We start from the raw sequence: 13,298 nt of genomic DNA on the forward strand, positions 1-13,298 counted from the left end.
CTTATTTCTCCGCCGAAAGCTGAACAGCGATGTAATCTTCAACAAGGGCAATTGCCGATGCCGCATTTGGCGCATCGGCACCAAGGGCGTGGCGGATATAAAGCCCATCGATCAGCGCACCTGCGCCTTCGGCAATACGATTGGCGCGCTCGTGGCTGGTCAATTGTTCCAGCGCGAAGACGAAGTTTGAATGCAGGCGGCGCGCATAGATGCGCAAAAGCCGCTTTGTGTCTTCGGATTGCTGCGCATGAACATAGAAGGTCAGCCAGGCTGCAATCGTCTCCTGCGCAAACTGCGAGGCGGAAAAATTAACCGCGATGATGGCCGCAATACGCTCACGCGGAGTTTCTGCAAGCTTCACGGCGGCGTTCAAATCGCTCCCCAGCTCACGCAAGAGATGGCGCATGGTGGCCAGGATCAGCTTGTCTTTGCCGCCAAAATAGTGATGCGCAAGCGCGGGCGATACACCTGCTTCATGGGCGATCTGCGCAACAGTGACGTCCAACGAACCACGCTGGCCGATAGTACGGATGGCGGCATCGATCAGTTCGCGCCGCCGTAGGGGTTCCATCCCGATCTTGGGCATAATCGTCATCCGGGTTGAGGGCTGTTGATCCCTATTTTAACTTTGATTGACTGGTCAATCAATAAAAACTCGACGTGCACTGAAATACGGATTTTTATCCGGTTGCGCTCGTGTTCAGACTGTGGGCTTGCGGGGCGCGAGCGCTCTGCATACATTCAGATGATGAGTAGAGCTTTCACCAAAGAACAGGACGACGCGCCCATCGATCTCGGCGAGCGTCCCATCAGTCCGCACCGCAATCTCGTCACGCCGAACGGTTTGAAGATGATTGACGACGAGCTTGCACGGCTTCACCGCGAACTGGCCGAAGCGAATGTTGCAGGCGAGCGTTCGGCAATTGCCCGCGTTTCGCGTGATTTGCGCTACTGGACTTCGCGTCGTGAAACCGCAGAACTATCCGTGCCCGATCCGGACAGTGACGTTGTACGCTTTGGCATGACGGTGGAGTTGGAAAACCTCGATGAAGGTGGCGTGCGGGTCTGGACCATTGTTGGCGAGGACGAGGCCGACCCCGCCAATGGCAAAATCTCCCACGTCTCGCCCGTGGCCATTATGCTTTTTGGCAAGCCGGTGGGCGACGTGCTGAAAATTAACGGCAGAGACTGGGAGATTGTGGCTGCATCGGTGTGATTTACAGCCACCCCTTCCTGCGGAAATAAAACAGCGGCAGCAAAGCTGAGGCCACCATCAGGCCAAGCGCCATCGGATAGCCCCAGGGCGAGTTCAGCTCCGGCATGAATGAGAAGTTCATACCATAGATGGATGCGACGAGTGTTGGAGGCATGAAGCCCACTGCCGCAACCGAGAAAATCTTGATGATCGCGTTCTGCTCGACAGAGATAAGCCCGACAATCGTATCAAGCAGGAACGTCACCTTGTTGGACAGAAAATCCACATAGGCGACCAGCGACTGCGCATCGCGTTCTAGCGATTTGACCCAAGAGCGGGTGTCTTTCTTGGTTGCAACCGGGCTGTTGATCGCAGAGAGATAAACCAGCATTCTGCTGATGCCTGCCAAACTTTCGCGCATTCGTGATAGAAACGTACCCTGTCCACCGATCTGCGTGAGGATGTGCCGGAAATCCTCAGTCGTCATTGGCCGTGCCTTGGGCTGGCGACGATAGATCGAATGCGATGCCGCATCGATCTTGCCTGCAACGCCTTCCAGAATATCTGCCAGACGATTGGTGGTGGCCTCGATTATGCCGAGCATGATTGAAAGGCCGGAACATTTTGCATTCGGGATCAGGCCGTTGCCCGGCTTTGTCGCGCGCGTGATGTAAATGCTGACCGATTTCGGATCGGCATAGCGAACCGTTACCAGCCGCTGTCCATGCAGAATGAAAGTGACAGGTGCGAGTTCACGATGATCGAGATCCACCGCATGAAGGATCGGTACAGTCAGATATTGCGCGCCGTTCTCCATATAGAATCGGCTCGATTCCTCGATTTCCGTCATGTCTTCACGGGTCGGGATCGAGATGCCGGTCCACGCCTCAACGATATGATCTTCATTGACGCCGGGTGCGAGAAGGTCAATCCAGATAACGTTTTCAGGAAGGGGATTGCCCGGCTCAACCTCGACGCGGTCGAGATGGTCTCCGTTAAGGCAGTAAAGAGTAATCATGCGGCACCCGGTTGCGAAGGCTTCATTCTAGCGTGCCACATTGCGCGATAATTGTTAACGGAATGCGGCAGATAAGGTTAAAGCAGATTGCACGTCGCATGTAATCCACATTGACACGCGAGATTATGACATATAATTCATCAAGTCATCTGATGACTTTGGTGATCTATGGAAATACTCTCAAGAAAAAGCCTCGCCGATGCTGCAGAACAGTCCATTCGGGCTGAGATCACGGCCGGCAATTGGCGCGTGGGTGAGCAATTGCCCAATGAAGCAAGCCTCTCCGCAAAACTCGGGGTCAGTCGCGGCACTGTGCGTGAAGCCGTGCGTGCGCTGGTCGCCCAAGGAATGCTGGAAACGCGGCAGGGTTCAGGAACCTATGTTCTGTCGGCGGCAGACATGCGCCGCAGTCTTGATCGTATTCGCCATACAAGTTTGCGTGACCGGTTTGAAACGCGGGCAGCGCTTGAGGCGGAAGCTGCACGACTTGTTGCTCAACGAGCGACACCGGCAATGATCCGCCATCTTGAAGCGATGCTGGAGCAGCGCAACAAGCGTGCGGAAACAAGCCGAACCGATTTTGTTTCGCGAGATTTTGCCTTCCATGAAGCAATCGTCGCGGCATCGGGCAACAATGCGCTTATCGAGGTCTATGCCTTCTTTTCCCAATCCATCCGGGAATCAATAGAGGCGACGCTCGATGGAGAGCTGCCGGAACCCGATCACGAAGAACACAGCGCCCTTATTGAAGCTATCGCCACTGGTAATCCCGACCTGGCAGGCGAAGCAGTGCGTCGATTTATGGCGCCCCTAATCAAAGAACTTGAAAGGCTGTTGGCATCATGAGCCACACAAACAATGTTCCGTTGCAGGCAGCAACGGAAGAAAATCCGGCACACAATGCGGAGCCTTTTGTTGATGCCGAGGCCGACAGCGTGCCGCAACCCGCTGCACAACGCTTGCCAAGCCAAGCTTTGCGCGTGCTACTGGGCTTAAGTCTGGTGTTGATTGCTGCCAATCTGCGTCCGGTATTTTCAAGCGTTTCGGTCCTCCTTCCAGAAATCATCGACGCAACCGGCATGTCTGGTTTTGCTGCTGGCTTACTAACGACATTGCCGGTGGTCTGTTTGGGCGTATTCGCACCTTTCGCGCCGAGACTGGCCCAACGCTACGGTGCCGAGCGCGTCTTATTGTTTGTTCTGATTGTCTTGACCATCGGCACGGCAATCCGCGGCATCGGAAGCCAGGCGTCACTGTACATTGGCGCGATATTGGCTGGTGCTGCCATCGCTACCGGCAATGTATTGCTGCCGGGGGTCGTAAAGCGGGATTTCCCTAAAACCGCTGCGATTATGACCGGCTTTTATACGATGGCACTTTGTGGCGGCGCAGCCGCTGCTGCCGGGTTCACAATTCCGATTGAGCATATGCTCGGCGGTTCATGGAACCTTGCACTGGCTTTCTGGGCAATTCCAGCAGCGCTGGTTCTCGCACTTTGGCTACCACAGGCGCTGCGTGCGAAAAACAATGTCGCGCATTCAGGATTTAAGGTTGTCGGGCTTTGGAAAGACAAGCTCGCCTGGCAGGTCACACTGTTTATGGGCCTTCAATCCTCGATGGCTTATGTCGTTTTTGGCTGGCTTGCGCCAATTCTGCGAGAGCAGGGGCTGAGTGCTACGGCAGCTGGCGGCTTGGTTTCATTTTCGATCATGGTGCAGGTCGTGACCTGTCTCGCGATCCCATCGATTGCGATACGACAAAAGAGCCAGAGCCTGCTTAATGTGGTGCTTTGCATCAGCGCGGCGTTGCCTTTGATGGGCTTCCTTTATCTTCCGCAATGGAGCTTCTGGATTCTGGCCATTGTGCAGGGCTTTGGGCAGGGCGGTTTGATCGCTGCCGCTATGATGGTGATCGTGTTGCGCTCACCGGATTCACATACGGCAGCTCACCTGTCCGGCATGGCGCAATGCGTCGGCTATACATTGGCGGCTATTGGTCCGCTCGTTGTTGGCATGATCCATGGTGCGACAGGAAGCTTTGCCGCCTGCGGTATCTTCTTTGCAGCCCTTGGCTTAGGAGCAGCTATCAATGGCTGGGGTGCTGGGCGTACCCGTCATGTCGGCGTGACGGTCATAAAAGAAGCATAAAAAAAAGCCCCGGAAAACCGGGGCTTTTTCTTTGGTGGTCAAATTTATACGAACTGGCCGAGGCCTGGGATCGAGCCGACAACGGCGTCGACTGGTTCAGCACCAGCCTTTTCCTTGGCAAAACGGATGGTTTCCTTGGCAACGCCGGAGATTTCACCCATGCCGAGGCCAGCGCCCATCAGCTGCGAGCCGAGACCCATCACGCCGCCCATCAGGCCGGAAAGCAGACCGCCACCCTTGACCTGCGAAATGGCTTCTTCGGCGCCCGGGAAAGCTGCCAAAAGCTGCTGTACTTTATCCGCTGGGCCTTCTTTCTGCAGAAATGCCAAAATCATGCCAACAGCCTTTTCGGCAGTTGCTGCATCGATGCCAACATTGGAGGTGATGCGCGCGATCAGTTCGTCCATGAGAGTCTCCCAAATTTCTTACGTTTACGTAATATGCATTCTCATTGGCGCTTTGCAAGCTTTCCTGATTTAAAATATTCGCATTTTTCTGTGACGGCATGACGCCAAAATTGCACATCAATGGATAAAATGGCTTAATCATTGTTGCAGGGCGGTCGTGCTAGTATATCGTAAGGGAGCAAACCTTTTACGGAGCGACCTGCCTGATGACTGCTGATGATGCCATTTTCCTTGGTGCAAGCCGCAAACCAGATGATTCCTACCAGCAGCCTGAATATCTGGCGCTGAAATATGGTAACAGGCATGGCCTCGTTACCGGTGCGACAGGTACTGGTAAAACGGTCACGCTGCAGGTTCTCGCCGAGAGCTTTTCGGCGGCTGGCGTTCCAGTCTTCTGTGCCGATATCAAGGGCGATCTTTCCGGCATTGCCGCCAAAGGTGTCGTCAATGACAATCTGACCAAACGCGCAGAGGAAATTCAGCTCAACCCATATGAGATGCGAGCATCTCCCGTTATTTTCTGGGATATTTTTGGCGAGCAGGGCCATCCGGTCCGTGCCACGATCTCCGAAATGGGGCCGCTGCTGCTCTCGCGCCTGATGAACCTGACCGATGCCCAGGAAGGCGTTCTTAACGTTGCTTTCCGTTTGGCCGATGAAGAAGGCCTGCTGCTGCTTGATCTCAAAGATTTGCAGGCAATTCTCGCGGAAATGGCCGAACGTTCGGCTGAGCTTTCTGCAAAATACGGTAACGTCAACAAGGCGTCGGTTGGTGCGATTCAGCGCTCGTTGCTCGTGCTTGATCAGCAGGGCGGCTCCAAATTTTTTGGCGAACCCGCCCTTCGTATCGCTGATCTGATGCGGACGACGACCGACGGTCGCGGTGTTATTAGCGTGCTAGCAGCCGACAAGCTGATGATGAGCCCGCGCCTTTATTCTACTTTCCTTCTCTGGCTCATGTCGGAACTCTTCGAGGAGCTTCCCGAAGTAGGCGATCCTGACAAGCCGCGTCTGGTCTTCTTCTTTGATGAAGCGCATTTGCTGTTCGATGAAGCACCGAAGGCGCTGGTTGATCGCGTCGAGCAGGTGGTTCGCCTGATCCGTTCCAAGGGCGTTGGCGTTTATTTTGTGACGCAGAATCCGCTTGATGTGCCTGAAACAGTGCTCGCACAGCTTGGCAATCGTGTTCAGCACGCGCTCCGCGCTTATACGCCTCGCGAAACAAATGCAGTGAAGACCGCTGCCGATACGTTCCGTCCAAACCCGGATTTCAAGACGTTTGAGGCGATCACCAATCTTTCAACCGGTGAAGCACTGATTTCGACCTTGCAGGCCAAGGGCGTGCCTTCGATGGTGCAGCGCACATTGATCCGCCCGCCATCGTCGCAGATTGGCCCACTGACGCCTGAAGAACGGGCGAAGATCATTGCCGCAAGCCCTGTCTCCGGCCAATATGATCAGGCAATCGACCGCGATTCAGCGTTCGAAATGCTGGCGCGCAAAGCGCAGGCAGCAGCCGACGCCCAGCAGAAGACGAAGCAGGAAGAGGCCGGTGAAGGCGGCGGTATTTTTGGCGATCTGTTGGGAACTGCGCTTGGAACAGGTCGTCGATCTGGCCGTCAGACAGTTGCAGAAACGGCTATGAAATCAGTGGTTCGTTCTGTCAGTACGTCACTTGGACGTGCGCTTGTGCGCGGCATTCTGGGCAGCTTCAAGCGCTGACAGATATTCGCCTGAAATGAAAAAAAGCCCCGGTTTTCCGGGGCTTTTTTGTATCTCGTAAATTCTGGATTACATAACCAGAATAGGCGATTTCGGTGGAACGCGGTTGTAAAGATCGATGATGTCCTGGTTCATCAGGCGTACGCAGCCCGAAGAAACGGCCTTGCCGATCGACCACCATTCAGGATTGCCGTGCAGACGATAGATCGTGTCCTTGCCATCCTTGAAGATGTAAAGAGCGCGGGCACCGAGCGGATTCTTGAGACCTGGAGCCATGCCGCCGTTGCGCGAGCTGTATGGTTCGAGTTCTGGCTGGCGGGCAACCATTTCATCCGGTGGCGTCCAGCGTGGCCATTCGCGCTTGTACTGGATGACAGCGCGGCCCGACCATGCAAAGCCGTCGCGGCCGATGCCGACGCCGTAGCGCATTGCCTGTCCATTGCCCAGCACCAGATAGAGGAAACGGTTTGCCGTATCCACGACGATCGTGCCTGGCATTTCGCCAGTTGGATCCTGAACGACCTGGCGAAGATAGCGCTTGTCCATCTTCTGGATCGGAATGGCCGGTAGCTGAAAGCCATTGTCTTCTACAGCGGCATACATGGATGCCCAGCTTCCATAAGAAGCATCGACATTGGCCTGAGGGGTCCTGTTGATAGGATTGCCATTGGCATCAACATCAATGATTGGAACATTCTGCCCCAACTGAGCGCAACCGGCGAGGCCGGCCGCCGCTGTTGCTGTCATGGCCGTCAGAAAGGAACGGCGGGTAAGGGTCGTTTGCATATGAAAACCATTTTAGTGGCGGGAGGATTTTTAGATACAACGGTTAGGGTTAATGAAGTGCGACCAACTGGTTGTGATAATCGCAGATTCTGCGGTTATAACGGCGTTGGACGCGTTTTGTTGCGGGCAAAACGCCCGATAATTGTGGCTCTCAGCCGTTCGTAATAAGGCCTAAAAGTGGCTGAAGCGCTGCAGCAGGCCTCGTGTTGCCGTTGCGACACAATTTTAGCCGCAACAGGCGGTTGTCACCCAATTTGCGTTGTTCAAGTTTTAGTGAGATTCAGTCGAGCAATTGCAGGCTCGGCAGAATGAGGGCAGGGGGATATTGCTTATACTCGTCGGGTTGGTTGGACCGGTTGATCCAGACCGCGCGCATTCCGAATCGTGCGGCCCCAGCCACATCCCAGCGATTGGACGATTGAAACGAAATCGCCGACGGATAAAGCCGCCATTGCATCGTGATGAGTTCATAGACTGACGGTGACGTCTTATAACGCCTGACGCTATCGGCAGAGATGACATCATCAAGCAGGACATCAAGTGCTGAGGATTTGACTGCGGCTTCTAGCATAGCGGGCGAGCCATTGGACAAAATAGCCAGCCGCGCGCCCCGGCTTTTCAGGCTTTTGAGGGCCGCAGGCACTTCTGGATAACAGTCTAGCTTCCAGTATGCTTCAAGCAAATCGTTGCGAAGTGCCGGATCGACAGATGGATAACGTGCAAAGGCGAAATCCAGTGCTTCTTCCGTGAGCTTCCAGAAATCGCGATATTCGCCCATCAGACTGAGCGTCCACGAATATTCGAGCTGTTTGGTTCGCCAGAGCAGGGAGAAGGCCGCGCCATCCGGTCCCGCTTTATCTTCATGCCTACGCACGGCGGAATGCACATCGAACAATGTGCCATACGCGTCGAAAACATAGGAACTGTGGGACACCGATTTTCTCCGTTCGTGCATCAATCTCAAAAAAAGTAAAGTGAACCCTATCCTTATGCAATTTCAATAATAATTCATTGTGATGGGCGCTAAATTTAGAACATCCGGCATTGCCGCCTGCGGCATTGCGGCCTATGTAGATTGCGCACGCAAGTTTCCGGGTATGTGTTCGCACTGCCCCACAGTAGCTGCCTATTGTAAGCTGAAAGACAGAGGAGAGTTCCAATGGCCTTTGAACTGCCCGCCCTTCCGTACGATTATGACGCACTTGCTCCGTTCATGTCGCGCGAAACCCTCGAATTCCACCACGACAAGCACCATCAGGCTTATGTTACCAATGGTAACAAGCTGCTCGAAGGTTCCGGCCTTGAAGGCAAAAGCCTCGAAGAAATCGTCAAGGAAAGCTTCGGCAAGAATCAGGCGCTCTTCAACAATGCTGGTCAGCACTACAACCATCTCCATTTCTGGAACTGGATGAAGAAAGACGGCGGCGGCAAGAAGCTGCCAGGCAAGCTTGAAAAGGCTGTTGAATCCGATCTCGGCGGCTACGACAAGTTCCGCGAAGACTTCATTGCTGCTGGCGCTGGTCAGTTCGGTTCGGGCTGGGCATGGCTGTCGGTTAAGAACGGCAAGCTCGAAATCTCGAAGACCGCAAACGGTGAAAGCCCGCTGGTTCACGGCGCAACGCCAATCCTCGGCGTCGACGTATGGGAACATTCCTACTACATCGATTACCGCAACGCGCGTCCGAAGTACCTCGAAGCTTTCGTTGATAGCCTCGTAAACTGGGACTACGTCCTGGAGCTTTACGAAAAGGCATAATTTGCCTTTCGGTAATGACAATGAAGAGCCCCGCGAAAGCGGGGTTTTTCTTTGCTTAGAAAAAGTTCAATCGCCATTCGGGCTTAACCCAAACCCATGAGTCATACGCATGGTTTTGAGTGCAAGGGACCGGTGGGTCAGGAAATGCTTGAATTTAAAAGGTGAGTATTAATATCAAGTAATATCCTTTTTATATAGTGATAATCTTGAATGCCTCCATGATTAAACAATAGTATTAATATCAAGTTTTTCACGTTGTCGTGAATGCGCTGTAATAATCGATATAAACTCGGCGTGTTACTTTTGAGAAGTGGGATTTATTCGGCGTCTTTGTTGCAAAGACTGAGATTGTATCGGATATTTTTACCAAGGGACGATCGTTGTTCAATTTTTAGATGCGGAGGATCGCATGCGTTCATTTTTTCTCGCCGTCAGTTCAGTGGCTCTTTTGACTGCCGGTGTGGCTCATGCCGATGCTATTGCAGATCGTCAGGCAATCATGAAAGACATGGGCCGTTCAGTTGGACAGCTCGCGCCAATGGTGAAGGGTGATAAGCCTTTCGATGCGGCAGCCGCTCTGGCTGCCCTTGAAAAGATCGATGCGGACGCAAAGAAGTTCGACGTTGATACCCTGTTTCCTGCAGGTTCCGATCAGGGCGACACGGAAGCCTCACCAAAGATTTGGGAAAACAAGGAAGACTTCGTCAAGCACGTCGAAAAATTCCGCTCTGATGCAGCCGCAGCGCTCGCGGCCAAGCCTGCTGATCTCGATGCGCTGAAGCCAGCCTTTCAGCAGGTTGCCGCCAATTGTGGTTCCTGCCACCAGGCTTATCGCGTGAAGAAGAACTGACAAGAGTATCGGAGCCAATAGCGCGAAGCGTTTATGGGGCAGATAAGTCTACTGACTGATTTCTGAACCCGCTTCGATGCATCGGATAATGCGCAAACAAAGGGATAGGGCGGTTTCAACAATTCTACCTAAATAGAAACCGCTCTAGCAGAACAATGGTCCGTAAACTCGCATATGCTGCCGGCGCGATAGTTATTGTTGGTGCCGCCACCTTTTGGGTGCTGACAACGCCTCAGACGGTGGACCAGTCGGTGATTGCAGCTTTGCAGCCGGGTGATGCGACAAAGGGCGAGCATGTGTTCTGGGCAGGGGGCTGTGCTTCCTGTCATGCTGCTCCCGGCGCATCGGGTGACGACCGCAAGGTTCTTACCGGTGGACATGAACTGGTTTCAGATTTTGGCACATTCATTGCGCCTAACATCTCTCCGTCAGCGCAGGGCATCGGTAACTGGACCCTTCATGACTTTGCAAATGCCATGCTGAAAGGTGTCGGGCGGGCAGGGGAACACCTTTACCCTTCTTTCCCTTATACATCCTATGCAAAGATGCAGCCGCAGGATGTTGCAGACCTTTTCGCCTATATGAAAACCCTGCCTGCGTCGGATAATGTGGCACCACCCCATAAGCTGAGCTTCCCATTCAATATCCGCCGTGGATTGGGTCTTTGGAAGCAGCTTTACCTTTCCGATAAGCCGGTCGTTGAACTGGCAAATGCATCCGATCAGGTGAAGCGCGGTCAATATTTAACGGAAGCGCTTGGCCATTGTGGCGAGTGCCATACGCCGCGTAATGTCATTGGCGGGCTTGATGATAAGCAATGGATGGCCGGTGCGCTTTCACCTGAAACGGGAAGCGATGGTCGCAAAGGTGTGGTTCCCAATATTACCTCTGGTGAAGGCGGTATTGGCGAATGGGGCGAGAACGATATCGCCTATGCGCTGCAAAGTGGCTTCACACCGGATTTCGACTCACTCGGCGGATCGATGGCCGATGTCGTTGCCAATATGGCGCATCTGACAGACGCAGATCGCGACGCGATTGCCGCTTATCTCAAAGCCATTCCGGCGCATTCAAACGGCTATCCGTCCAATCGCTAGAGCATAATTTTTTAAACTTGAGTCAGTTTAAGATGAAATTATGCTCTAGTTTAAAGTGTTAGAGCGACCTTTGCGCGCCTATTCAGGCGCACGGCGCTCTAATTACCGCTTCGTACAGCGAACAACTGTTGCGGCACCGGCATTGGTGTATTTGCTCTGCATTGTGTAGAGCCAACCTTTACACTCAGCCATTGTCTTGAAGCAGCGGAAGCGATCAATCGGCACCAGCCCATCGCCATCGCTGACAAATGGTGAATCGTCTACACCGCTGAACTGACCGACAATAACGCCGCTACCGCGTGGTGGCGTATTGCAACGTTGACCCGCAAATTCGCTGACGTTTTTGCGGACTTGTGCGTTGGCGGCCGATACTGACGGTAGTGCTACAAAAGCGGAAACCAGTAAACCCAATGCGGCCGTTGAAACGGTGAAGCCCTGACGCAACATGGAACACTCCCACTATTTGAAGTTATTCAACTAGAGCGGTTTTAGCGAATGCTGAGCCATTGAAACTGCTCTATCTATTTGTTCTTACGCATTTCCATACGCAAAATCGGTTCCCACTTTTGCTGGAAATGCTCTAAGAAGATTATACGCCATTTGGTGAAGTTTTCTAATCTCAAATTTTCTTACAAGTTCCGATATTTGTTCACTAAATTAGGCTTAAGATCGAAAGTACGTTCACTTCTTAAGTATTAATCTTGTTGACGAAAGGCATCGTTATTTATAGACAGCAGCACGGTTCCGGCACCTGCCGCCTGCAGACGAATGTCTCGGTGAAGCCCGGCTTTTGATATCTTCACCCTCGAAGCATTTCGTTGGTGGTAATGCAGGCACCCATCGCAATTGAAATGTGATTTGAGGAGTCTGTGATGTCTTCGGGACAATCACTCGATAATCGTTTTCTGCACGCTTCTCCGGGGCGTGTGTTTCTGACCAATGTGCTGCCCATGACGCTCATCATGGTGATGAACGGCTTGCTGAGCGTGGTCGATGCAATCTTCCTGGGCCATTTTGTTGGCGCCAGAGCCATGGCTGCAGTCAGTCTGGTCTTCCCGGCAATTATGCTCACAATTGCCATGTCAACGCTGGTCAGCGGCGGCATGTCGAGCCAGATGGCAAGGCAGCTTGGTGGCCGCAGGATTTCAGAGGCGGAAGCAACCTTTGCACGCGCTCATGGTCTGGCACTCATCATCGCGTTGGGCTTGATTGCGCTATTTTTTCTGGTTGGACGCCCGCTTATCAATGGTATGGCGGACGGCGATATGGCGCTTGCAGAAATGGCATATCTCTTTCTGTTCATCACCATTCTAGCGCTGCCGCTTCAATTTGTCCTTGGCCTTCATGCCGATGCATGGCGCAATGAGGGGCGAGCTGGCCTGATCGCGATAATGTCGGTCTGCGTGACGCTCGCCAATATTGCACTGAACTACATTTTCATTGCGAAGATGGAGCTTGGCATTGCCGGATCGGCTTTGGGTACGGTTTTTGCTCAAACTCTTGGCTTGTTGTTGCTACTTGGTTTCAGGCAATTCAAGCAGGGTACGATTTCGCTCGATGCTTTGTGGCACAACTCCTGGGTCGGCGGTTGGGGACGTATCGCGGGTCTTGGGGCTCCGCTGAGTTTGAGCTTTATTGGCATTGCGTTGAGCACTGCCTTTGTGATCAGCGCGCTTCGTTTTTCCGAAGGCTCGGACTATGCTTTGAACGTCGCGGCTTATGGCATTGTAATGCGGATATTCGGCTTCACATATCTGCCTTTGATGGCCGTAGCGCTCGCAATGCAGAGCATCGTCGGCAACAATGTGGGTGCGGGTCTTTATAAGCGCTCGGATACTGTTTTGCGCATCGCGTTAACAACAGTGTTCGTCTATTGCCTCATCATTGAGATCATTGTCCTGATGGTCAGTAATTCCATCGGCTTGATCTTTGTGGACGACCTTGCAGTGAGTGAAGCGGTGGCACAGATCATTCGCCCAATGACCTATGCTTATCTTTTCACCGGGCCCGTTTTGGTTTTTGCGCTTTATTTTCAGGCCATTGGGCAGCCCGCACGCGCAGGACTTCTGACATTGAGCAAGCCGTTTGTGCTTCTGCCTGCTTTCGTAACGGTGCTTACAGCATTCTGGGGCGTTAATGCGATCTGGTTTGCATTCACGCTCGCAGATACGGTGATTGCGCTCATAGCTTTCGCAGTTCTGATTGCCGCTTTGAAGAAGCGGACATCTGCAGGCGGGCTTGGACTGTCACCTGCAGCAAAGCTTGCAACGGAACGTTACAGCGGTTCCAGTAAAGAATGAATCGTTGGAAGCGCTGTAACT

The 13,298-nt window shown here is 53.2% G+C and carries 14 protein-coding genes; 8 read left to right on the forward strand and 6 right to left on the reverse strand.

All coding sequences use genetic code 11. The features are described from left to right. Position 1: 1 nt before the first annotated feature. Positions 2-586 carry a transcriptional regulator BetI gene (betI, locus tag KMS41_02655; protein QWK78167.1) on the reverse strand — a complete coding sequence of 195 codons (585 nt, stop codon included), beginning with the start codon at positions 584-586 and terminating at the stop codon, positions 2-4. Positions 587-748: 162 nt separating this feature from the next. On the opposite strand from betI, the gene KMS41_02660 reads away from it, so the two are divergent. Further along, positions 749-1,216, forward strand: coding sequence for a GreA/GreB family elongation factor (locus KMS41_02660; protein QWK78748.1), 468 nt, complete (start codon positions 749-751; stop codon positions 1,214-1,216). Position 1,217: 1 nt separating this feature from the next. Here KMS41_02660 and KMS41_02665 read toward each other — a convergent pair whose 3' ends face one another. Further along, entirely contained in the window at positions 1,218-2,213 is a 996-nt protein-coding gene (locus tag KMS41_02665) for a magnesium transporter CorA family protein (GenBank protein ID QWK78168.1), read from the reverse strand. A 168-nt stretch (positions 2,214-2,381) separates the two neighbouring features. On the opposite strand from KMS41_02665, the gene KMS41_02670 reads away from it, so the two are divergent. Then, positions 2,382-3,059, forward strand: coding sequence for an FCD domain-containing protein (locus KMS41_02670; protein ID QWK78169.1), 678 nt, complete (start codon positions 2,382-2,384; stop codon positions 3,057-3,059). Further along, the gene (locus KMS41_02675) at positions 3,056-4,360 is read left to right on the forward strand and encodes a CynX/NimT family MFS transporter (protein ID QWK78170.1); all 1,305 of its coding nucleotides are present in this window, start codon (positions 3,056-3,058) and stop codon (positions 4,358-4,360) included. The genes KMS41_02670 and KMS41_02675 overlap by 4 nt, the downstream gene beginning before the upstream one ends. A 44-nt stretch (positions 4,361-4,404) precedes the next feature. Here KMS41_02675 and KMS41_02680 read toward each other — a convergent pair whose 3' ends face one another. Then, positions 4,405-4,767 carry a DUF2267 domain-containing protein gene (locus tag KMS41_02680; GenBank protein QWK78171.1) on the reverse strand — a complete coding sequence of 121 codons (363 nt, stop codon included), beginning with the start codon at positions 4,765-4,767 and terminating at the stop codon, positions 4,405-4,407. Between the two features lie 206 nt (positions 4,768-4,973). Here KMS41_02680 and KMS41_02685 point away from each other — a divergent pair, with 206 nt between their 5' ends. After that, positions 4,974-6,488 (forward strand): DUF853 domain-containing protein, encoded by a 1,515-nt coding sequence (locus KMS41_02685; GenBank protein QWK78172.1) that lies wholly within the window; start codon positions 4,974-4,976, stop codon positions 6,486-6,488. Positions 6,489-6,557: 69 nt separating this feature from the next. Here KMS41_02685 and KMS41_02690 read toward each other — a convergent pair whose 3' ends face one another. After that, complete coding sequence (locus KMS41_02690; protein QWK78173.1) at positions 6,558-7,274, reverse strand: L,D-transpeptidase; 717 nt, start codon at positions 7,272-7,274, stop codon at positions 6,558-6,560. Positions 7,275-7,554: 280 nt separating this feature from the next. Continuing rightward, positions 7,555-8,208 (reverse strand): haloacid dehalogenase type II, encoded by a 654-nt coding sequence (locus tag KMS41_02695; GenBank protein QWK78174.1) that lies wholly within the window; start codon positions 8,206-8,208, stop codon positions 7,555-7,557. Between the two features lie 225 nt (positions 8,209-8,433). On the opposite strand from KMS41_02695, the gene KMS41_02700 reads away from it, so the two are divergent. The 3 genes from KMS41_02700 to KMS41_02710 all read left to right on the forward strand — a co-directional run bounded on the left by KMS41_02700 (position 8,434) and on the right by KMS41_02710 (position 10,977). Continuing rightward, the gene (locus KMS41_02700) at positions 8,434-9,030 is read left to right on the forward strand and encodes a superoxide dismutase (GenBank protein QWK78175.1); all 597 of its coding nucleotides are present in this window, start codon (positions 8,434-8,436) and stop codon (positions 9,028-9,030) included. A gap of 409 nt (positions 9,031-9,439) precedes the next feature. Then, entirely contained in the window at positions 9,440-9,880 is a 441-nt protein-coding gene (locus KMS41_02705; protein QWK78176.1) for a cytochrome c, read from the forward strand. A gap of 155 nt (positions 9,881-10,035) precedes the next feature. After that, positions 10,036-10,977, forward strand: coding sequence for a cytochrome c (locus tag KMS41_02710; GenBank protein QWK78177.1), 942 nt, complete (start codon positions 10,036-10,038; stop codon positions 10,975-10,977). A gap of 102 nt (positions 10,978-11,079) precedes the next feature. Here the strand turns inward: KMS41_02710 and KMS41_02715 are convergent, their stop codons facing one another. After that, positions 11,080-11,388, reverse strand: coding sequence for a hypothetical protein (locus KMS41_02715; protein ID QWK78749.1), 309 nt, complete (start codon positions 11,386-11,388; stop codon positions 11,080-11,082). Between the two features lie 461 nt (positions 11,389-11,849). Between KMS41_02715 and KMS41_02720 the strand changes: the two genes are divergently transcribed. Further along, positions 11,850-13,277 (forward strand): MATE family efflux transporter, encoded by a 1,428-nt coding sequence (locus KMS41_02720; GenBank protein ID QWK78178.1) that lies wholly within the window; start codon positions 11,850-11,852, stop codon positions 13,275-13,277. Positions 13,278-13,298: the final 21 nt, after the last annotated feature.

It is taken from the genome of Ochrobactrum sp. BTU1 (assembly GCA_018798825.1).
GTDB lineage: Bacteria > Pseudomonadota > Alphaproteobacteria > Rhizobiales > Rhizobiaceae > Brucella.

Excerpts from the sequence above, each read along its gene's own strand:
- betI (QWK78167.1), bottom strand. The coding sequence starts at position 586 with ATGCCCAAGATCGGGATGGAACCCCTACGGCGGCGCGAACTGATCGAT.
- KMS41_02660 (QWK78748.1), top strand. The coding sequence starts at position 749 with ATGAGTAGAGCTTTCACCAAAGAACAGGACGACGCGCCCATCGATCTC.
- KMS41_02665 (QWK78168.1), bottom strand. The coding sequence starts at position 2,213 with ATGATTACTCTTTACTGCCTTAACGGAGACCATCTCGACCGCGTCGAG.
- KMS41_02670 (QWK78169.1), top strand. The coding sequence starts at position 2,382 with ATGGAAATACTCTCAAGAAAAAGCCTCGCCGATGCTGCAGAACAGTCC.
- KMS41_02675 (QWK78170.1), top strand. The coding sequence starts at position 3,056 with ATGAGCCACACAAACAATGTTCCGTTGCAGGCAGCAACGGAAGAAAAT.
- KMS41_02680 (QWK78171.1), bottom strand. The coding sequence starts at position 4,767 with ATGGACGAACTGATCGCGCGCATCACCTCCAATGTTGGCATCGATGCA.
- KMS41_02685 (QWK78172.1), top strand. The coding sequence starts at position 4,974 with ATGACTGCTGATGATGCCATTTTCCTTGGTGCAAGCCGCAAACCAGAT.
- KMS41_02690 (QWK78173.1), bottom strand. The coding sequence starts at position 7,274 with ATGCAAACGACCCTTACCCGCCGTTCCTTTCTGACGGCCATGACAGCA.
- KMS41_02700 (QWK78175.1), top strand. The coding sequence starts at position 8,434 with ATGGCCTTTGAACTGCCCGCCCTTCCGTACGATTATGACGCACTTGCT.
- KMS41_02705 (QWK78176.1), top strand. The coding sequence starts at position 9,440 with ATGCGTTCATTTTTTCTCGCCGTCAGTTCAGTGGCTCTTTTGACTGCC.
- KMS41_02710 (QWK78177.1), top strand. The coding sequence starts at position 10,036 with ATGGTCCGTAAACTCGCATATGCTGCCGGCGCGATAGTTATTGTTGGT.
- KMS41_02720 (QWK78178.1), top strand. The coding sequence starts at position 11,850 with ATGTCTTCGGGACAATCACTCGATAATCGTTTTCTGCACGCTTCTCCG.